A 20,970-nucleotide genomic window follows, 5' to 3' on the forward strand; every position below is an offset into this window, starting at 1 on the left:
CTTCTCCCCTTACTTCGCGTAGTGCATTGACTGTTCTTTTAACGTTTCTACAAAGCTTGTACCTGTTTTATATTGATTCGCTCGTAAAATAAATTTCTTTGCAACTTGAAGACAAATACGTTCCGCTCTAGCACGTGCTTCCTCATTCTCAATACAAGTAATGTCTTTTACTTTCGCTAGCCCAACAATACGACGAATTAACTCAAGACCCGTCACCGCAGCTGTATCCTCTAATACAGATTGTAAATAGATTTCGTTAAAGCCTTCTTCCTTCGCCATAATCTCTGTGACATGAATATCCCAAGCGTCTAAAAACTTCTTCTTAAATAAATCAATTACCTCTATTATTGTCGATTGTAACCAATCCATATACGTATCTTTCTCAGCTCCATCTGACATCGTTGCATCTGCATTTACCCAAGCAAACATTAAATTCGCCATTACATTCCCAACGTCATATCCCATTGGTCCATAAAAGGCAAACTCAGGATCGATTACCTTTGTGGAATCATTTTTTACAAAAACAGAACCAGTATGCAAATCACCGTGAATAAGCGCCTGTGCATTCGTCATAAAAGAAAACTTAAGTTTAGCTACTTCTATACGAAGCTCTTTATCACTATAAATATGTTCTCTAATCCATCCATCATTTAACGGAAATAACTCATTACGCTTATTATGATTTGTAAATGGCTCAGCGTATACGAGTTCTTCTGTAATCTCACATAACTCAGGATTTATATAATTCTTCACAAGCTCCTTCTTCTCTTTATGATTCATTGCAACATCCGATGTTAATAAGAGTGTATTTACCATAAAGGTAGTTAAATCATCCGCAAGCCTCGGAAATATTTCATGATTTATAAGTGCTGTACGTAATATTGTGTGATCCGATAAATCCTCCATTACGCAACAATTCATCACACTATCAAACAAATACACCTTCGGAACAAGTCCAGGTGCTAACTCTTCCTCTAACTGCAAAACATCTGATTCTATACGAATACGATTCGTCGACAACTTAAACTCATCTGAAATACGTGCTGTATCCCCAGCTTGCTTTACAATGACAGAAATGTTCTTCTGTTCATCCCAAACGCGGAATACATAATTTAAATTACCATCGCCTATTTCTTTACACTGTAACCCCTTTGCATGTTCAAACTTACATAATTTCTCTTTCACATATACAATCACATCGCTAGCTTCCATTAAAAAATACTTCGTGAACTTAGACATGGTTTCCCCTCCACACTAATTGTAAGCGTTTTCTAAAAGCTATAAAAAATAATAGGATTAAATCTTTCATCCTATAATATATGTTCTTCTTTTTGAAATGTATATCTAGGTTTTATTATATCTTGTTAATATCTTGAGTCAATGTTTCTATATCATTGCAATATACTTCCTAATTATATATTTGAGAGGACAAAAATTGTTCAAAAAGATTCTAGTTCATTTTATTTTATTTATCACACAATTCTTTGTAAAATAGAAATACGCAGTTCCTTTTCAAAAAGACAACTTCTAAGAAATATTTCCTTCCTAAGAATTTATACTTACATCATATCTCTAACATACACACTACTCTTTCAAGCACTCATTGAAAATTTATAAACTTAAAATTACCTTTCCATTCCCTGTTATCCTTAATTGAGAATAAATATTAATTAAATTGATATAAAGTTCGTTTATTCGCTTGACAAAATAACCACTTCTATATGATAATTAATATCGAATTAGAATTATTATAGTTAATTAAAAAATATATTTTATGAGCACACTATTTTTTGATGCTCAAAACCAACATTTAGGAGGAATTTTAATATGTTATTAATCGGCACAGAAGTAAAACCGTTTAAAGCTAATGCTTACCATAATGGAGAATTTATCCAAGTTACTGACGAAAGTTTAAAAGGAAAATGGAGTGTAGTTTGTTTCTACCCAGCTGACTTCACATTCGTTTGCCCAACTGAACTTGAAGACTTACAAAACCAATATGCAACTCTTAAAGAGTTAGGCGTTGAAGTATACTCTGTATCTACAGACACTCACTTCACTCACAAAGCATGGCATGATAGCTCAGAAACTATCGGTAAAATCGAGTACATCATGATTGGTGACCCAACTCGCACAATCACTACAAACTTCAACGTTTTAATGGAAGAAGAAGGTCTTGCTGCTCGTGGTACATTCATCATCGATCCAGACGGCGTTATCCAATCTATGGAAATCAATGCTGACGGTATCGGCCGTGACGCAAGCATTCTTGTTAACAAAATTAAAGCAGCTCAATACGTACGTAACAACCCAGGTGAAGTTTGCCCAGCTAAATGGCAAGAGGGTTCTGCTACACTTAAACCAAGCCTTGACCTTGTAGGCAAAATCTAAGGAGTTCGATCAAAATGATACTAGATGCAGATATAAAAACACAACTATCCCAATATCTTCAATTAATGGAGAACGATATTTTACTTAAAGTAAGCGCAGGAGACGATGACGTATCTAAAGATATGTTAGCTCTAGTAGACGAATTAGCTACTATGTCATCTAAGATTACAGTAGAAAAAGTTGAATTAGAGAGAACACCAAGCTTTAGCGTAAACCGCCCTGGTGAAGACACTGGTGTCGTATTCGCTGGTATTCCATTAGGACACGAATTTACTTCATTAGTGTTAGCTTTACTACAAGTAAGTGGACGCGCTCCAAAAGTTGAACAAAAATTAATCGATCAAATTAAAAACATTCAAGGCGAATATCATTTTGAATCTTATATCAGCCTAAGTTGTCATAACTGTCCTGATGTTGTACAAGCTCTTAACGTAATGAGCGTTCTTAACTCTGGTATTACACATACTATGATTGATGGCGCTGCATTCAAAGAGGAAGTAGAAAGCAAAGACATCATGGCAGTACCAACAGTTTTCCTAAACGGCGAATCTTTCGGCAGCGGTCGTATGACACTTGAAGAAATTTTAGCTAAAATGGGTAACGGTCCAGATGCATCAGAGCTTTCTGATAAAGATCCATACGATGTTCTTGTTGTTGGTGGCGGCCCTGCTGGTGCAAGTGCAGCAATTTATGCAGCACGTAAAGGCATCCGCACTGGTATCGTTGCTGAGCGCTTCGGCGGTCAAGTAATGGATACTATGGGCATTGAGAACTTCATCAGCGTAAAACGCACTGAAGGTCCTAAGCTAGTGGCAAGTCTTGAAGAGCACGTTAAAGAATACGACATCGATGTAATGAATCTACAACGTGCGAAACGTTTAGAGAAAAAAGAACTTATTGAAGTGGAACTTGAAAACGGCGCTATTCTGAAAAGTAAGAGCGTAATCGTTTCAACAGGTGCTCGCTGGCGTAATGTTGGCGTACCAGGTGAAGCTGAGTTCAAAAATAAAGGTGTAGCATACTGCCCACACTGTGACGGTCCATTATTCACTGGAAAAGACGTAGCAGTTATCGGCGGAGGTAACTCTGGTATTGAAGCGGCTATCGACTTAGCAGGTATTGTTAAGCACGTAACTGTTCTTGAATTCATGCCAGAATTAAAAGCTGATGCTGTATTACAAGAACGTCTTAACAGCTTACCAAACGTAACTGTTCTGAAAAACGTTCAAACAAAAGAAATTACTGGTACTGATAAAGTAAACGGTATTTCTTACATCGATCGTGAAACTGAAGAAGTTCATCACGTTGAATTACAAGGTGTATTCGTACAAATCGGTCTTGTGCCAAACACAGACTGGTTAGGCGAAACAGTTGAACGCGTTCGCGGTGAAATCGTAACAGACAAGCACGGCGCTACAAACGTACCAGGAGTGTTTGCTGCAGGTGACTGTACAAATAATCCGTACAAACAAATCATCATCTCTATGGGTTCAGGTGCAAACGCAGCTTTAGGTGCATTTGATTACTTAATCCGTAACTAATTATATAGACGTGAGTAAAAAAAGCGGGTGCCTTGGCACCTGCTTTTTTATAATCTTAATGTATAAATTAAAAATCTCTCATTCCCATTCTTCTCATAAGCACCTGGCAATCTCACTTCTTTCTTCAGCTCAAACGCAGTCTGATTTTCTAAGAAGAAAATATAGTCCTCAGAAGGATAATACAAAATAATATCCACTTCTCTCTCTATTTCCTCTACCGAAAGCAAAATGTTATTGACTACATTCATAAACACTTGTACAGAAAATGGATTAAAGAAATAAAAACGGTTATCACGTGAATCAATCTCATATTCTTGTGCTAAACAGCATTCAAATCGAATTTTGTCTTTACTGTTTCTTACCTTTCGGGCATAACGATCAAGATTATCCATCGCTTCTTTATAAAACTCTTCATTCATTTCAATTCCAACCGCTGAAGCACCACACTTATGGTGCATGTAAAAGTTTAATCGTCCTTTTCCACATCCAAAGTCTACAATCTGGTCGCTACTTCTTATTTCATATTGATTCAATAACTCATCTAATCCGCTATATGGCGTCGGTTCATAACGATGATAATGCATAGACTTGTTAAATCCTTTTTGCTCACCGACTGTTTTTATATGTAAAACTGCATCGTAATATTGTTCGTTCATTCGTTTTCTCCTATTAAGAAATGGTACTTATTATTATACACCATGTACTGGATGCTCATTTTTCATCAAATTAATAGGTACGTGAAATTATATCGACGATTTTCTCATTATATCTATCGTAATTTCAAATATATCAACGATTTTTTCAATATATCGACGTTTCGACAAAGGATATCGACTTAATGACAAATTTCTACAAAAAGACAGGAGCTCCCTAGCCCCTGTCTTCTAACACTTTCAATACAGTTTGTTTTAATATTTCTACCCCATCCATAATACAACTATGATCGAACTTCATATACGGATGGTGTAATCCAGGTTGTAGGTCTGCTCCTAATCCAAGCATGACAGCTTTTAAATGTGGTCTCTTCACTGTGTAGTAATGGAAATCATCGCTTCCTGTCGTATAAAGTGGTCCCGTACATTTATCTTCCCCATACACTTCAAGAATACCTTTACGCATAAATCGCTCAGCTTCTTCTGAAACTTCAGCTCCTGGCGCGAGATCAATCCACTCATATGAAGTTTTCGATCCCATCGATGCAGCTGATTCTATGACATGCTCTATTTTTTTCTTCAATTCTTCTAATAATGTATTACTCTCCGCTCTGACATCTAAGCTAAAATGCCCGTTACCCGGAATAATATTTAAATTATCACCACCAGCTTGGCACCTCGTCATCTTTACTGAATAGGAACTTTGCGGTGGTAGCCATATGTTTTTCAAACCGATATTAATCATGGAAATAACATCAATCGCATTTATCCCTTGATGTGGGCGTGCTCCATGTGCATCTTCTCCGTGAATCATACCCTCTAAAAATCCTGCTGCTCCGTGACGAATTGATGGGGCAGCCTGTTTCAAAGATAGTTCTTCAATCGGGCGCAAATGAACACCGAATAGGAAATCCGCATCATCCACAGCACCTTTCTCTACCATTTTTAAAGCGCCATTCCCTTTCTCTTCTGCTGGCTGAAAAATAAATCTAACTGTACCACTTTTCCATCTCATATTCTTTAATTGTAAAATAAGTCCCATTACAATCGTCATATGAGCATCGTGACCACACGAATGATTCGCTTTAAATTCTCCATTCACTTCTTGCCAAAGTGCATCCATATCAGCGCGAATCGCAATAATAGGATTTCCGCTTCCAATTTCAGCAATCACGCCTGGGCAATCATCAAATATTTTATATGAAATTCCTTCTTCTTTTAAAAAGTTAGTAATATACGCTGTCGTTTCATACTCTTTCCAACTCACTTCAGGGTTTTCATGTAAATGCTGAAAAATTTCAGTTAAACGCTCTTGTAGTTCTAATGTTTTCAAAGCTACATTCTCCTTCCCAAATTCCAAACCATTCAGGTTAATTATACTTATGAAAAACAGATGTTTTTATGAACATATTGAATTTTAAGAAAAAAGTCAATTGTTTATTTTTAAACACTAAAAAAGCTTACTCTACATCTATATTACAAACTAAACAAACAACTAGAATATTACTTATTTTCTGTCTTTTATGTTGACGCTTACATATATTTTTAGTTATCATAACCTAATAAACGTCTATTTTACGACAATTCTAAAAATACAAACAAACATACATAACAAGGAGGACATTTATGAAAAAAGAAATACCTTTTGGTGTAGCCATGATCCCTATTATCATTACAGTTGCAGTTATGATGGTTACAATTGTTGTATTAAAACAAAGCCCTCACGTCCCACTTATTATCGGTACAACCGTTGCTTCCATCGTCGCTTGGCGTTACGGTTACAAATGGAACGACATTGAAGAAGCAATGTATAAAGGAATTCGCCTCGCATTACCCGCTATCGTTATCATTATCCTAGTAGGTTTAACGATTGGTGCTTGGATTGGTGGTGGAATCGTCGCAACAATGATTTATTACGGTTTAAATCTATTAACTCCATCACTATTTTTAGTTTCAATTACAATTATTTGTTCTATTGTTGCATTAGCTATTGGTAGCTCTTGGTCTACAATGGGAACAATTGGTGTTGCAGGAATGGGCATTGGCCTTAGTATGGGAATCCCAGCTCCGATGGTTGCCGGTGCTATCATTTCCGGTTCTTATTTCGGCGATAAAATGTCACCGCTTTCAGACACAACAAACTTAGCCGCAGGATTAACAAATACAGATTTATTCACACATATTCGTCATATGTTATTTACTACAATTCCAGGTTTAATTATTACTCTTATCGTTTATGCGTTCTTAGGAAGAAGCTTCGGTGCTAACAATATTGATGCCAAAAGTATCGAGCAAACATTACAAGTATTGCAGCAAAACTTTGTTATCTCACCTTTCCTATTAATCATACCTGTAGTTGTTATGGTATTGGTTGCTAAAAAAGTTCCTGCCATACCAGCCATTCTCGTCGGTATTATTTTAGGATTTTTATCACAAGTCTTTATTCAAGGTGGTTCTGTCTCCGCATCTGTCGGTGCACTCCAAGCTGGATTTGTTATAGACACTGGAAACAAGCTAGTAGACGAACTATTTAACCGCGGTGGCTTAGATTCGATGATGAATACAGTCTCTATGACAATTGTCGCTATGACTTTCGGAGGAGTATTAGAACATACAGGTATTCTTCGCTCCATTGTAAATCAAATTTTAAAATTAGCGACATCAGCAAAAGGGCTTATCGCTTCTACTATCGCATCTTGCTTTGCAACAAACCTTACTTGCTCTGAACAATATATTTCAATTGTCGTCCCTTCAAGAATGTACGCAAATGCATACACGGAAAAAGGACTACATTCAAAAAACTTATCCAGAGCATTAGAAGATGGTGGAACATTAACTTCTGTCTTTGTTCCTTGGAATACGTGCGGTGTATTTATTCTCGCAACACTTGGCGTAGGTGCATTTGAATATGCCCCTTATGCTATTTTGAATTTCATTGTACCTATTATCTCAATCATTTACGGTATAACTGGTCTCACAATTACAAAACTATCAGACATTGAAAAAGCAGAACTACTAAAGAAACAAAAAGCTCAACTAGAAGCTTAAAAATAGCGGTAAATTCAGTTCATATAGTGCGCGAGGTCGCCCTTGTTGATAGGGCATTTCCTCGCCGCAAATATGAGCATACCCGTAATCAACTAATTTCTTTAACAACCTTTCTGTCGATCTTCGAGTCACTTGTAAGTACTCAGAAAGGTCAGCTGCTGTAAACTTCAATGACGGATGCGATTGACTAAATTGAATAATTTTTGACAAGTTGGCCGGACTAAGCTTCGTTTCCTTCGCTATTTTCATTAGTTCCGGATTATCATTTTTCAAACTTTGTACTCTCTGTTCTTTCGGGAACGGACCAAATAAATCTTTATCACTTGTTAGTATATAAAAACAACGATCTATTGGATTATTCTTTGCAAAACTTTGAGCAATTTTTGCATTTTGCTCCGCTTCTTTCACAGTTTTTCCGTAACCAAATCCAATAGCTATCGTTCCTTCTATACTCGCAAATAAATTATTTATTATATTTGTTTTTATAATGGATTCGATATCACCACGAGTTGTATACAAAATGCATGTCATTTCATCCACTTGTTTAAATGAACCATGTAGTTCTTTTGAAATGACATCTAGTTTTTCAAGCAAATTCGTTCGTAATTCTAAGGAAGAAATAATACAAGCACCAACAGTAGCTGAATAGCTTTTTGCTAACTCAGCTTTTATTTTTGCACCTTTTAACCCATGTATAATGGACTGTGTTGGATCAATCATTCGCTCTGAAGGAACACCTAGTTTTTGAAGCTCGTCGTAAACAGCGTGAATACTAGTTAAAGCTAAATGAGCCTCTCCAGATTGATATTTAGCTACATGAAAATCGATAACTCTATTTATTTCATCTTTACTCCACAGCATATTTTCATAATCAAACACTTGTGGACTTTCTTTTATACCGATATCATGGAACACATTTGTAATAAACGAGCGGTCTACTAAATCGATAGAAATGTTATGTGGTTGAATACTTTGATGATACATGATAGAAAGAATGGAAGATGCGACAGTCGTCTCGTCTTGCTGTAAGTACGTACTTGGAATTCGTAATTGTTCTCTTATTTCTTTTGCCATATAATAAGGTAAAGCACCTGAGAAAAAGATGACATCACAAGGCTTTAAACGCTTTAATAGTTCAGAAGATTCTGCCGGATGAAGGTAAATATATGGATCAATTTCTATTTCTTCTATTTTATGAGCAATAGGTAAAAGTGTCTCCATAAACTCTTTTGAACCGACAACTGCAATTTTTATCATCATTTCTCTAACTCCTTATCATTAATTAACGACTATTTAATGTCAACTATATCAAATGTACAAAACCATTGTAAACAGGAAGGGGTCTCTACCTAATGAAAATTACAGCTATTCATCTTTATGCAATTCGTTTACCGCTTCGCGATCCGTTTGTTATTAGTTACGGTTCTTATTCTGATATGCCTTCTATTATTGTCAAAATGGAAACAGACGAAGGCATTATCGGTTATGGTGAAGGCGTCGCTGATGATCACGTTACAGGTGAATCGTGGGAAAGTACTTTCCATACTTTAAAGCATACACTAGCTCCTGCTCTTATCGGGCAAAATCCAATGAATATCGAGAAAATACACGATATGATGGATAATACAATTTACGGTGTTCCTACTGCAAAAGCTGCAATAGATATTGCTTGTTTCGATATAATGGGTAAAAAATTAAATCAACCTGTATATCAATTAATTGGTGGACGATACCATGAAGAATTTCCTATCACTCACGTATTAAGTATCGCAGATCCAGAAAAAATGGCCGAAGAAGCTGCCTCTATGATTCAAAAAGGTTACCAATCTTTCAAAATGAAAGTCGGTACAAATGTAAAAGAAGATGTAAAACGAATTGAAGCAGTACGTGAGCGTGTAGGAAATGACATCGCAATTCGTGTTGATGTAAACCAAGGGTGGAAAAATAGTGCAAACACATTAACAGCATTTCGTTCATTAGGTCATTTAAACATCGACTGGATTGAACAGCCTGTCATTGCAGACGATATTAACGCAATGGCTCACATTCGTTCTAAAACAGATCTTCCACTTATGATTGATGAAGGATTAAAGAGCTCTCGTGAAATGCGCCAAATTATTAAATTAGACGCGGCTGATAAAGTAAACATAAAACTAATGAAATGCGGCGGCATATATCCAGCTGTAAAACTTGCTCATCAAGCTGAAATGGCAGGCATTGAATGCCAAGTTGGATCCATGGTCGAATCATCCGTTGCCTCTTCCGCGGGATTCCATGTCGCTTTTTCGAAAAAAATTATTACGAGCGTTGAACTTACAGGTCCATTAAAATTCACGAAGGACATCGGAAACTTACATTACGACGTACCATTTATTCGCTTAAACGAACAGCCAGGACTCGGCATTGAAATAAATGAGGATACATTACAAGAACTCACCGTCTTTCAAGACGTTGTACGCTAAAGGAGGACTAACGCATGACAGTTCTATACGAGGACAGATTAAAACAAAATAACGAGCTATTTCACGTTACATTACTATCACTAGAGCACATCGAACAAATTTTATTATTACAAAACGTTGTAGTTGAAGCACTAGAAGATAAAAGTCGTCTACAACCACTCTCCCAAGAAGAATTTCAATACATTCTAGAAGGAAACGGCATGATGATTGGTGCTTTTATCGAAAACGAACTCACCGCATTTCGCGCCCTACTCGTCCCTCCTATCGACGATGAACATTTAGGACTTGATATCGGCTTACCAGAAAGTGAACTACACCGCGTCATCTATCAAGAAATCTCAAATGTTCATCCGAACTGCCGAGGAAATGGGATGCAAAAAATATTAGCCACAGTCATCATGGACGAATTACAAAAAGAAAACAGCAAATATGATTATGTGTGCTGCACCGTTGCACCTTTTAACATTCCAAGCTTAAAAGATAAGTTTGCACAAGGGATGGAGATTGCTGCATTGAAGGAGAAGTATGGTGGGAGTCTGCGGTATGTTTTTGTGAAGGAATTGCGCGGAGTTAAAAAACAAGATTGGACGGATATTAAGATCGTTCCGATGAGTGATGCTGGTGGACAGCAGGCGTTGCTTTCGGAGGGTTATCGTGGGTATGAGATGGAAAAACTAAATAATACTTTTTTCGTTAAATTCTCCAAATAATCACCTATTATAAAAAAACAAATGACCAATGCATCTTACTTCCCATTGGTCATTTGTTTTAATGTACCCATAATCTATAAATAATTTTACTTATTCATTGAGTGGGTATTTTCCCTCTGAACATTATCTACATTATCTACTATAGATTTATAATACGGTTTCTGAGAAAATCGTTTATAATCACCTACCACATAAAATTCCTTTTTGGCTCTTGTAACTGCAACATTTAACAAATTAGGCTTCGAACATGACCAATTAGCCGCACTATCGCTATTCATATCTGTGCCAGTTATAAAATAAACAACATCTGCTTCCTTTCCTTGAAATGTATGAACAGTACCTATAGAATTTTTCAAGAAATTTTTAATTAACGTACGAGAGATGTTCATATCCTTCAATTTACTTTCCAACTCTTGTTTCATACTATCCTTTACTGCAGTAAAAGGAGAAATTATATATACATTTGGCGGTTTTGAAATATTTGTCCATAGGCGCACAATATGCTCTATTACTAATTTTCCTTGTTGCTCTACAAATTGGCGATCTGTGGTCAAACCTTTACAGTCAAACCACACACTCTTTCCTCGCTCTTTTTGAGCTAATACCATTTTATTTTCGTAAGCTATTTCATTAGCTATTGTAAACATTGGATCTAAACACCTTCTATGAACCCATAATGGTGTTCCAATCCATTGTCCAGAATTATTAAATGTACCATATGGATTTGCTAAATCTGCCAATGTTTGAACAGAACTTCCCATATCAATATATTTATTATCTATACTAAAATATTTTCTAATATCCCCTAAAATTGTTTGGTCGATTGTGACAACTGGCTCAATTTGAATAGGATCTCCAACTACTATTACATTCTTCGCTCTCCATATAGCACCAGCTGCCTGTTGCGGACTTGCCTGTCCTGCTTCATCTATAAATAAATAATTAATGATATCCTTTCCTATACCTTTATACATAGAACTAAAACTTGCAAAAGTCGTACTAATTAAAGGTGTAATTAAATGAATTGTTTCCCAAATTTTTTTTAAATACCTTCTATTATCCGCATCATTCAAATCTAACTTTGTACGATTATTAAGTAATCGTATAGTAGATTTAATCGCTTTAAAATTGAACGCAAGTAGTAACTTATGAATTTTCATAGCCTTTAAAAACAGCAAGCCTCTTTCAAAGTTCAATTCATCAGTAAGCCAAATTGTATTTAGTTGACGATATTCATATGCCTCTTTTGAATTTGACCAATACTCTTCACTTGGTAGTACTACACCCTGTTCTTTATAATAATTTTGTTGCTCTATAAAAATAGAATTCTCTACCTTTATTTTCTCTATTATCTTCTTACTATCTTTTATTTGTTCCCCTTTTAAATAAGCTTCTTCCTGTTTCCCCTTTAATTCACAAATAATATCATTTAATTCCTTTTCTAACTCCAGTTTTTTAACATTTTCCTTTCCCAAAAGCCTTTTAAAAAAAGATAGCTTAGGCACCATTTGAATTTGTTGCTCTGTCAGCTTTCTTTGCACTTCTAAATACTCGCATCTGTCATCTATCTTTGTTTTCTCTTCTTCAAATATAAGGATTTGTTCTTTCTTTTTTTCTAATGAGTCATTCAAAGATAAATTCACCTTATAATTATTAGAGAATTTTTGAAGTTCTTCTTTTTTCTTAAGGATCGATTCAAAAATATTTTGAAAATCTTCAACCGCATTTTCCCAGTTTTCTAATGTTATTATTTTGCTCTCTTCTTCTAGTTGCTGTATAAATCCTTTACCATTCTCCTTTGATTTATACAAGGCTTGACCAAAGCTATAAATATTTTCTGACTTCCCAAGAACCCCTGAAAATAGGCCCCATGTTTTTATCTCATCTCCTAAAAGATCTTGTGCTACCGATGAATACATTTCTAGTTCGCTTGCCTCTTCAGCATACAAAGCATCATAATGATTCGGTTCCTTTTCATTAGACGTACGTATTACTTCTTTTTCTTTTGGTAAATCCTTTGAAATATTTTCAACAGCCCCATTATTACTTGATGCAACTACCATTGAATATTTTGTTAGATTAGGATTCAATATGTATATTGGATAATGATAGTCGTCTACTTTAATTGTTTTCTCTTTTTGAAATGCTTGGGTAGGATCTTTCAACTTTATTATTTCCTTTGCCCTTTCAACTACAATATTTGCAAAAATATCTTTTAACAATGTAGTTTTACCTGTTCCAGGTGGCCCATTAACAGAACTAATTTGTTGATTACTATTTAAAATCTGGTTAACAGCTACTTGCTGCATCAATGATAATCTATGTTCTACAGGTGATGGCCAACGTCCATCGGGTATATGGCTAGGTTGTAAAATCGTTTCGATATATTCCCGATTCTCATTTATATCTATACGTTTTTCAGTATTCACTCCCTCAATAAACTGACGAAGCGCTTCATTTTCCCCTTTTTCCAGTATATTAACCAAATCTCTTAAATAAAAACTATTAAAGTTTTGAATAGGAACTTTCTTATCCGCTTTAACTACTTTCAATTCCAAATAATTCATATTACTATCTTCTACTTGATAAAAATAACGTTGATAAATTTGCTGAACTTTGATTAAGGCCTCGCTTGTTAATCCATTAATAAAAGTATTTTTTATCTCTTCCTCAAACAACTTTAATTGACCTTCAAATTGAACAAGAAGATTACTATAATAATTTTCCGTATTCTGTGTCATCCTTTTCATTACATACATAAGTAAAGGAACAAATATTGAACCTGTAATATAGTTCCCTTCATCATCTACAGAAAAAGAAAAGCCAAATAATATTTTATAATCTTTATTAATAACCTCGTCGCTATTCTTTAAAATTCCCCTTATAAAATCAACTAGTTTGTAATGTTCAAAACAAGACATATAGTACTGATATTGCACTTTATAGTTCTCATCATCTTTCAATTGATTTTCTTCCCACGGATATTCCTCAAGTTGTATTAACTGTGTTCTATTTCTATCTTTATTATCTTTAAAATAACTCTTTTTTATTTTTTCTTCCTTACCAGGAACTTCACTTGGATTTAATGACTCTATCAAACGCCACGCTTCAAGGACTGATTTCACATTGTTTGTTTGCATTTTCTCACTCCCACCACAATAATATTCCATTTTAATCCATTTACATTTTTGATAATATCACAATGCACTTAAAATTAATAACTCTATATGATTCAAATAATAATATTCATTTGGACAATACCTCGGGTTGGGAACTCCTACTAAACCGTCATCTTCCAACTAGATAACGCTAACCAGTTCTCCATTTCCTTATAATCGGGCATTATCTTCCCGACAAGACGCCAAAAAGAGCGATCATGATTTAAATGAACCATATGACACATTTCATGAACAACTACATAATCAATTACTCGCTGTGGTGCCATCGCTAGCTTCCAATTGAAGGTTAGTTGTAAATTCGAATCACAAGTACCCCACGTGCGACTACTATCTGTAATACGAATAGAACGTGGTTTTGTTTTAAAGTTACTTTGATGCGCTTTAATACTCTTCTCTACTAATGACTTACACTGCTTATAGTAAAATCGTTTTAAAGCTTGCTGTATTTTCTCATCTTTAAGATCTTTCACACAAATATGTAGCTTATCCCCTTCAAACACTGCATTGTCTTGCGTAATATTTGTATCTTGAGAAATTTGTATCGGATACGTACTTCCTAAATACAAAAAGCCTTCTCCTTGATCATAATCCTTTTCCTGTGGTCCACGCGCTCGCTCCGCCATTTCCTTACGTGTTGTCTGAATCCAATCCCACTTCTCTTCTAGCAACTGGACTAAATATTCAACAGGTGTCCCTTTTGGAGCTTGCACCTCAACATTCCCGTAAGAATCCACCAAAAAACGCACCGATTTTTTCTTTTTATAAGTTATATGAAAATTAATTGTTTCGCCTAAATATGTATGTACCATTTCATCACCTAGCATATTATTTTTACAAATAAAAAAGAGTAGGATACGAACACCCTACTCTACCTATTATATCATTTACCGCTTTAACGGAATCATTATCCTCTATACTTTACAGCTAATCCTTTAATGAAATTCCTTGCGTATCTATCGCCGCACTCTTTGTAATTTTTATGGCCTTTTTTTCTTAATAGAGCGCCTAGTTCTCCCTTAGTCACCGTAACGCCTACGCTATCTAATATATCAAGTACATCCTCACTCGTTAAAGATAGTGCTATTTTCATTTTCTTTAGAAGAAGGTTATTCGCACTTTCTTTGCTTTGTACAGGTGCCGGTTGCCCTGGTTTCGGATCTTGCTTACCTCTTTTTAAAGTAATAAATCCATTTAAAAACGCCTCTAACATCATCATATCGCATGTTTTTACGTACTCATCTTCTTCCACATCAGGGTTTTCAGGTTCGTGCTGAGGCGCTCTCTTTATTTTTGTAAGCATATCAACTACGTCTTCTTTCGTTACTTCCATTCCGCCAAGTTTAAAAATTTCTACCATATCTATATCTTTTATATCTAAAGCATATCTTACTCTTTTTAATATATCGTTGTTGCTCATTGCCATTGTGTTTCCTCCTGAAATGTTGATTATAGTAATGCTTTTAGCATGTATAAATGAATGTCGTTAAGTTACTACTTTAACATTTTAGAGGAAGGTTTTGTAGTCTTAGGTGGATTCATGCTAGTTAGGATTAAATCTAGGAAGAGATCGGAATGCTTTTTAATTCCTTTTTTCTATAAAATATATCTTAATTTTTTTATAACAACACACAGGTATTAATTAGTATAATAGAATAACAGCATTTTAAGGACTTTCAGTTAAATGGAGAATATCCAGTCTATATTTTTAGCGAAAGGGCAAGAATTTTTTAAACTCTTTCTATGTTATTGATAAAAAAACATACTTTACTTTTATGATTGGAGTTTGTTGTACATGTTAGAAAAAGGTGCAGACCGAGTGAACAAAGTAGAATTAATGGACAAACATCTTGATTCTCACCAAGGAAAAATAACCAGTACCGAGATTTGTAACATTGTAATGTCCATTTTCAAATTTGATTTAACAACTAAACCTGTCCTATCAAAAGAATGGATAATGGCAAGATCAGGTTCCTCAACTGAGAACATTGCTATAAAGGCCATAGATTCTACCCTCAGCCATTATGGAAGAAAGGCCACAGGAATAGAAATCCGCCAACTTATCAATCAAATTTTTGGTATTAACTTAGATGCAATATCCTCTTTAGAAGGGGCAAGAATTTCTTTATTTTCTAAAAATCAGTGGGTTGTTCGTGATGAACAAGACTTATTTGTTGTTCATACTGGATTAGGGGATGTCGATGTAAAGATTTTTCCTACTGACTATTTCACTGAGCAAACTGGATTAGAAGAATTGCCGAAGGACCTAAAGCAATCATTAACAAACTTTGGATTCTCTTGCGATGAAAGGGCAGGATGTTACTATTACTCAAATCCATCTGGAGAAGCAATTCCAGACGAATTTAAAGGGCAAGTCATCGGAACAATTCTTAAGGTAATTCACAATTCATATCAATCTTTATAAAAAAATCATATAGGAAATCCCTATATGATTTTTTTATTAGTGAATAAAACAACCTTATTTTCCAAAAGACGATAAAAATTTAACTCTATCTCCCATAGGAGGAGTATTATTATCGACTAAGGCAACCTCTAGAATTGCTGGCCCATTTACATTCATTAAGTTGTTTATAACATCTTGATTGATATCTTCTAATTCATTGACTCTATAACTTGGTATATCCATAGCTGCAGCCATCGCACTAATATTGATTGATTCCTGTTCAAAGGATGGATGAGTTCTACGGAATTGTAATGAATGACCGTGATATACCATTCCTAAACGAGCATTATTCATCACAACAAATAAAATAGGTAAATTATATTCCTTCGCCGTCAGTATTTCCAACCCGTGCATGAAAAAGCAGCCATCACCAGTAATACATACAACCGGACGCTCCGGTTCAGCCAGTTTTGAACCAATCGCAGAACCAATTCCGCTTCCCATTGCACCAAAATGTACATTAATATTATAGGAGTCAAAATCTATGACCTTCATGTGATGAATAACATACGACATAAATTCACCAATATCAATGGTATATCTAGTAGTTGACGGTAAACATTTTTGAAGGTTTAGGAGAACATTTTTCGTATTATATTCCTCTATATTCTCTTCCTCTTTCTTCTTTTCAACGGTAAGTTCAGCGCGATCCTTTTGCAACCCTAAAGCCTTTAATTCTTCTATTAACATTAATAAACTTAAATTGATATCGCCTAGTATTGGAATATCCACTTTGTACTTCCGATTGAAGACAGATTGGTCAAAATCCATTTGAACAGAGAAGCGATCTTTTATTAAGTTTCCATTATAATTATTTGTCGCAGTTTCCCCTAAACTGGAGCCCACAATTAATAATGCTTTTCCATCCCCTTCATTAATCAATGCAGAGGCAGCCTCATGACCTGCAAATCCAAACACTCCGACTAAAAGCGGATGTTCCTCAGGGATATATCCCTTAGCTTGTGGAGTTGTTATAATTGGCCAATTCAGCAATTCTGCCACCTCTATTAATAACTCAACAGAGTTTCTTATTCCCTGTCCTGCAAAAATATAACCCTTCTCCCTTTTTACCAATTCTCTAGCTGTTTCTTTTATTTTGTCTAGGTCAGGAACAATAGGAAGCCTTTTTGGAAGTGGTGGCATTTCAACATTTTCTATATTTTCATGTTGAATATCAATCGGTATCGCAATATGTACAGGTCCTGGTACTCCCGATATAGCAATTTCAATTGCTAGTGCGACTTCTTTAAGTACATCCTTTACATCATTAACCGTAACGCTATATTTTGTAACAGGCCTGAAGACTGGTTCTACATCTAATTCTTGTGATGCATTCAAACCTACCGTACTAAGAGGTATGGCACCTGTAATGAATAAAACAGGTAAATGCTCTCGCATAGCATTAGCAGCACCTGTTACAAGATTTGTGGCACCTGGTCCGCTACAACCAATACACACACTTAGCTGATTTGTGTATTTAGCATAAGCGGCAGCCATGTAGGATGCCGCCCCTTCATGCTTCGCTACGACTGGTGTTAATTCAGGCATATCATAAAGTTCGTCAAAAAACGCATTTACAGAACCAGCTGGGATACCAAATATATGTTTAACTTCATTAGCTATTAAATATTCTAATACATTTCGGGCTGCTTTCATGTGTATGCTCCATTCATTTTTAATTTATTTCTCTATTTAAAAAAGTTTTTCGATGTCTTCAGCTGCCATAGGACGGCTGAAAAAATACCCTTGCATCAAATAACAATTTCGTGCAGATAAAAATTCGACCTGTTCCTTTGTCTCAACACCTTCAGCAATAACATCAAGTTTCAAATTCTTAGCCAGCGTAATAATAGTATTCGTAATAGCTGCATCATCTTTTGTCATATCCTGTACAAAGGATTTATCAATTTTTAACGTTGAAATAGGCAATTTTTTTAAATAACCTAAAGATGAATAACCAGTCCCGAAATCATCAATAGCGAGGTTGATTCCTAAACCTTTTAATTTCTTCATTGTTTTTAAAGTTGATTCCGTATTTCTAACAATTAAATTTTCAGTGAGTTCTAGTTGTATATACTTCGGAGATAGCTCTACTTCCTCTAAAACATTTTTGACCATAGCAAATAAATCACTTTGTTCAAATTGACGTGCAGATAAATTCACAGACATACTAATTAATGGGGAACCTTGATCATGCCATTTCTTTAATTGTCTACAGGCCTCTTTTAGAACCCATTCACCTATCGGGACTATTAATCCAGTTTCTTCAGCTATTGGGATAAATTTATCAGGCGGTATCATCCCATGTTCTCGATGGTTCCATCTAATTAAAGCCTCTACACCCTCAATCTTATTCGTTTTACCATTTATTTGCGGTTGATAATAAATCACAAGTTCTTCTTGTTCCAATGCCTTATACAAATCATTTTCTAGCTTGATACTTTCAAAAGTTCTCGTATCCATTCCTTCACTGAAGAAATGATAGCTACTTCCTGATATTTCTTTCGATTTGTACATAGCTGTGTCTGCATTTTTAACTAAGATTTCAGTCGTATCACCATTATCAGGAAATATACTAATACCAATACTCGTTTTCATATAGATTTCATTGTCTACTAAATTAAATGGCCTTGAAAAAGAATCAATGACACGATTTACTACCTTTAACACTTCTTTTTCACTTTTGATATTCGGTAAATAGATAGTAAATTCATCCCCGCCCTGTCTTGAGACCGTAGCACTTTTAGGAACACAAGCACTTAATCGATTTGCAACTTCTCGCAAAAGCAAATCACCGAAGCTATGCCCGAGCGTATCATTCACAAACTTAAACCTGTCTAAATCTAAATACAGAACTGCTAATTTTTCAGCATGTAATTGAGCATATGTCAGCCCTTGAGTTAGCCTGTCCTTTAGTAGAACTCTATTAGGTAAATCTGTTAAACTATCAAAATAAGCATGATATTTTATTTCTTCCTCCATTTGTTTCCTTTGGGTTACATCTTTAAAAGTAATAACTTCTCCGACAATCTCGGTCCCTTCTTTTATAGAGGAAATTACATACTCCACTGGAAAACTGGATTGATCTTTTCTAAAAAATTGCTCGGTTTTATCGTACAGATTCCAGTCCTCATCGCAACCTGATGCCACCTGCTTTTTCTTTCCTTTTTCAATTCCGTTGAAAACCATACTGGATGGTTTTCCTATTAATTCATTTTTTATATCATAGCCTAACATGGAGGCACCAGCTGGGTTACAAAAGGTAATATTTCCATCAAGGTCTAAACCGAAAATTCCTTCTCCAGCAGAATTTAGAATCAATTCTTTCTCACGACTAAGCTGCTGCAATTCCGTTATTACTCGTTCCAGTTCCTTATTTTTAAACGTAATTTCTGAGGTCCTCTCTTCGATAATAACTTCCTGTTTTTCCATATATAAAAGGTTTGATAGCGTGGAAGCAGTTGCATCGACAATAGATTGCGACAGCTGTATTTGTCCTTCAGAATAACTAAAATCACTATCTCCTAGATTGACCACAGATATTTGTCCTAATACCTCTCCCATTGAAACCAACGGCAACATAAAGAGTCCCTTCATACCAAAATTACGGCAAACATCATGGTTTGGGCGCGGATCTGCATAAACATCTGGAATCCAGATTGGCTTTTTTGTTTCAATGACCTCTTGCGTGACCCTATCATTACTTTTATCAAATTTTATCTTATCATGTGTCTTGATCCAATCTTCTTCTGTCCATTCTGAACCCTTACTTAACTTCACCGGTCTAATTTTCTTCTTAGCTAAAGGCTCTAGTAAATGAACCCCGATATTATAATTGTCTAAAACTTTTCCTAAATAGGAAAAACAAGTATCAAGACTTTCCTGCATGGAGGAACACATAGATAAGTCCCGTGTCACATCCAGCAAGAGCTGTTTTTCAGCAATAAGGTTTACCTTATGAGTTAAATTGTTCGCATTTTGAATCGCAACAGCCGCCATATTCACATATGCCTCAACCGTTTGAATTTCTGACTCTGTTAAGTTCATAGGAATTCCGTAATCAAATAAAAAAACTAGACCAAATAATTCTTCTTCAAAAGAGATAGGAAGAACGAATAAAGATTTAATTCGAAACCCTTCCACTGCTCTCGGATCTGGCCGACTATCCTTTGATGTATCAGGTATATAGATGGCTTTTTTTGTTTCAATTACTTCTTTCGCCAGCAGGTCAATGTCTGTATCAATGACATGCATATCCAACGTCCATCCATTAATAACTTCCGGTTTTCCTACATACCCTCTAAAAGTCCCATCTTCCTGCGGCAAATAAATACCAACAGAATCGCATTGAACGATTTCTTCAGAAATTGCTATTGTGACTTGCTCTAAAACTTCACGCAAATCCAGCTTTGTATTAATCATTTTAGTTATATTCGCAAGTCGAGAATACCTCGTTTGTTCCTTCAACATAAAAACGAACTCCATTTCATTGAAATTATCCATTTATATTCAAATTTTAATCCTT

Annotated in this window: 15 protein-coding genes; 6 read left to right on the plus strand and 9 right to left on the minus strand. The window is 35.4% G+C overall.

Annotated elements, in window-relative coordinates; genetic code table 11:
* Nucleotides 1–9 precede the first annotated feature (9 nt).
* Nucleotides 10–1,239: an S-methyl-5-thioribose kinase gene (gene mtnK / locus QCI73_RS25600; protein ID WP_327924400.1), complete on the minus strand. Its 1,230-nt coding sequence runs from the start codon at nucleotides 1,237–1,239 to the stop codon at nucleotides 10–12.
* Between the two features lie 588 nt (nucleotides 1,240–1,827).
* On the opposite strand from mtnK, the gene ahpC reads away from it, so the two are divergent.
* Together ahpC and ahpF are read left to right on the plus strand one after the other, a co-directional pair.
* Nucleotides 1,828–2,391 (plus strand): alkyl hydroperoxide reductase subunit C, encoded by a 564-nt coding sequence (ahpC, locus tag QCI73_RS25605; RefSeq protein WP_000924422.1) that lies wholly within the window; start codon nucleotides 1,828–1,830, stop codon nucleotides 2,389–2,391.
* A 14-nt stretch (nucleotides 2,392–2,405) separates the two neighbouring features.
* Nucleotides 2,406–3,932: an alkyl hydroperoxide reductase subunit F gene (gene ahpF / locus QCI73_RS25610; RefSeq protein ID WP_000599492.1), complete on the plus strand. Its 1,527-nt coding sequence runs from the start codon at nucleotides 2,406–2,408 to the stop codon at nucleotides 3,930–3,932.
* 47 nt (nucleotides 3,933–3,979) lie between these two features.
* On the opposite strand, the gene QCI73_RS25615 is transcribed toward ahpF, so the two are convergent.
* Nucleotides 3,980–4,588: an SAM-dependent methyltransferase gene (locus tag QCI73_RS25615; RefSeq protein WP_327924401.1), complete on the minus strand. Its 609-nt coding sequence runs from the start codon at nucleotides 4,586–4,588 to the stop codon at nucleotides 3,980–3,982.
* A 214-nt stretch (nucleotides 4,589–4,802) separates the two neighbouring features.
* Nucleotides 4,803–5,918, minus strand: a complete 1,116-nt coding sequence (locus tag QCI73_RS25620) for a M20 peptidase aminoacylase family protein (protein ID WP_327924402.1) — start codon at nucleotides 5,916–5,918, stop codon at nucleotides 4,803–4,805.
* A 293-nt stretch (nucleotides 5,919–6,211) separates the two neighbouring features.
* Between QCI73_RS25620 and nhaC the strand changes: the two genes are divergently transcribed.
* Nucleotides 6,212–7,633, plus strand: a complete 1,422-nt coding sequence (gene nhaC, locus QCI73_RS25625) for a Na+/H+ antiporter NhaC (protein WP_000711543.1) — start codon at nucleotides 6,212–6,214, stop codon at nucleotides 7,631–7,633.
* On the opposite strand, the gene QCI73_RS25630 is transcribed toward nhaC, so the two are convergent.
* Complete coding sequence (locus tag QCI73_RS25630) at nucleotides 7,622–8,893, minus strand: transcriptional regulator (RefSeq protein ID WP_262724555.1); 1,272 nt, start codon at nucleotides 8,891–8,893, stop codon at nucleotides 7,622–7,624. The two genes, nhaC and QCI73_RS25630, sit on opposite strands and share 12 nt — an antisense overlap.
* A gap of 92 nt (nucleotides 8,894–8,985) precedes the next feature.
* Here QCI73_RS25630 and QCI73_RS25635 point away from each other — a divergent pair, with 92 nt between their 5' ends.
* Both QCI73_RS25635 and QCI73_RS25640 read left to right on the plus strand, forming a co-directional pair.
* Nucleotides 8,986–10,095, plus strand: coding sequence for a mandelate racemase/muconate lactonizing enzyme family protein (locus QCI73_RS25635; protein ID WP_353823996.1), 1,110 nt, complete (start codon nucleotides 8,986–8,988; stop codon nucleotides 10,093–10,095).
* A 14-nt stretch (nucleotides 10,096–10,109) separates the two neighbouring features.
* On the plus strand, nucleotides 10,110–10,805 hold the full coding sequence (locus QCI73_RS25640) for a GNAT family N-acetyltransferase (protein WP_353823997.1): 696 nt from the start codon (nucleotides 10,110–10,112) through the stop codon (nucleotides 10,803–10,805).
* An 86-nt stretch (nucleotides 10,806–10,891) separates the two neighbouring features.
* Here QCI73_RS25640 and QCI73_RS25645 read toward each other — a convergent pair whose 3' ends face one another.
* The 3 genes from QCI73_RS25645 to QCI73_RS25655 all read right to left on the minus strand — a co-directional run bounded on the left by QCI73_RS25645 (nucleotide 10,892) and on the right by QCI73_RS25655 (nucleotide 15,407).
* Complete coding sequence (locus QCI73_RS25645) at nucleotides 10,892–13,945, minus strand: DEAD/DEAH box helicase (RefSeq protein WP_353823998.1); 3,054 nt, start codon at nucleotides 13,943–13,945, stop codon at nucleotides 10,892–10,894.
* A 140-nt stretch (nucleotides 13,946–14,085) separates the two neighbouring features.
* The gene (locus QCI73_RS25650; RefSeq protein ID WP_353823999.1) at nucleotides 14,086–14,793 is read right to left on the minus strand and encodes a M48 family metallopeptidase; all 708 of its coding nucleotides are present in this window, start codon (nucleotides 14,791–14,793) and stop codon (nucleotides 14,086–14,088) included.
* Nucleotides 14,794–14,888: 95 nt separating this feature from the next.
* Nucleotides 14,889–15,407: a YehS family protein gene (locus QCI73_RS25655; protein ID WP_001251709.1), complete on the minus strand. Its 519-nt coding sequence runs from the start codon at nucleotides 15,405–15,407 to the stop codon at nucleotides 14,889–14,891.
* 369 nt (nucleotides 15,408–15,776) lie between these two features.
* Between QCI73_RS25655 and QCI73_RS25660 the strand changes: the two genes are divergently transcribed.
* On the plus strand, nucleotides 15,777–16,406 hold the full coding sequence (locus tag QCI73_RS25660) for a hypothetical protein (protein WP_262724550.1): 630 nt from the start codon (nucleotides 15,777–15,779) through the stop codon (nucleotides 16,404–16,406).
* Between the two features lie 54 nt (nucleotides 16,407–16,460).
* On the opposite strand, the gene QCI73_RS25665 is transcribed toward QCI73_RS25660, so the two are convergent.
* Both QCI73_RS25665 and QCI73_RS25670 read right to left on the minus strand, forming a co-directional pair.
* Complete coding sequence (locus tag QCI73_RS25665) at nucleotides 16,461–18,101, minus strand: thiamine pyrophosphate-binding protein (protein ID WP_353824000.1); 1,641 nt, start codon at nucleotides 18,099–18,101, stop codon at nucleotides 16,461–16,463.
* Nucleotides 18,102–18,137: 36 nt separating this feature from the next.
* Nucleotides 18,138–20,915, minus strand: coding sequence for a bifunctional diguanylate cyclase/phosphodiesterase (locus QCI73_RS25670; RefSeq protein ID WP_262724548.1), 2,778 nt, complete (start codon nucleotides 20,913–20,915; stop codon nucleotides 18,138–18,140).
* Between the last annotated feature and the right edge of the window lie 55 nt (nucleotides 20,916–20,970).

The organism is Bacillus cereus group sp. MG16 (assembly GCF_040459875.1).
In the GTDB taxonomy this organism is placed as follows: Bacteria; Bacillota; Bacilli; order Bacillales; family Bacillaceae_G; genus Bacillus_A; species Bacillus_A paranthracis.

Bases quoted from the DNA above. Each gene is read 5' to 3' on its own strand.
- QCI73_RS25660 (WP_262724550.1), top strand. From the start codon at position 15,777: ATGTTAGAAAAAGGTGCAGACCGAGTGAACAAAGTAGAATTAATGGAC.
- mtnK (WP_327924400.1), bottom strand. From the start codon at position 1,239: ATGTCTAAGTTCACGAAGTATTTTTTAATGGAAGCTAGCGATGTGATT.
- QCI73_RS25615 (WP_327924401.1), bottom strand. From the start codon at position 4,588: ATGAACGAACAATATTACGATGCAGTTTTACATATAAAAACAGTCGGT.
- QCI73_RS25630 (WP_262724555.1), bottom strand. From the start codon at position 8,893: ATGATGATAAAAATTGCAGTTGTCGGTTCAAAAGAGTTTATGGAGACA.
- ahpC (WP_000924422.1), top strand. From the start codon at position 1,828: ATGTTATTAATCGGCACAGAAGTAAAACCGTTTAAAGCTAATGCTTAC.
- QCI73_RS25645 (WP_353823998.1), bottom strand. From the start codon at position 13,945: ATGCAAACAAACAATGTGAAATCAGTCCTTGAAGCGTGGCGTTTGATA.
- QCI73_RS25640 (WP_353823997.1), top strand. From the start codon at position 10,110: ATGACAGTTCTATACGAGGACAGATTAAAACAAAATAACGAGCTATTT.
- QCI73_RS25665 (WP_353824000.1), bottom strand. From the start codon at position 18,101: ATGAAAGCAGCCCGAAATGTATTAGAATATTTAATAGCTAATGAAGTT.
- QCI73_RS25670 (WP_262724548.1), bottom strand. From the start codon at position 20,915: ATGTTGAAGGAACAAACGAGGTATTCTCGACTTGCGAATATAACTAAA.
- QCI73_RS25635 (WP_353823996.1), top strand. From the start codon at position 8,986: ATGAAAATTACAGCTATTCATCTTTATGCAATTCGTTTACCGCTTCGC.
- QCI73_RS25655 (WP_001251709.1), bottom strand. From the start codon at position 15,407: ATGGCAATGAGCAACAACGATATATTAAAAAGAGTAAGATATGCTTTA.
- QCI73_RS25650 (WP_353823999.1), bottom strand. From the start codon at position 14,793: ATGGTACATACATATTTAGGCGAAACAATTAATTTTCATATAACTTAT.
- ahpF (WP_000599492.1), top strand. From the start codon at position 2,406: ATGATACTAGATGCAGATATAAAAACACAACTATCCCAATATCTTCAA.
- nhaC (WP_000711543.1), top strand. From the start codon at position 6,212: ATGAAAAAAGAAATACCTTTTGGTGTAGCCATGATCCCTATTATCATT.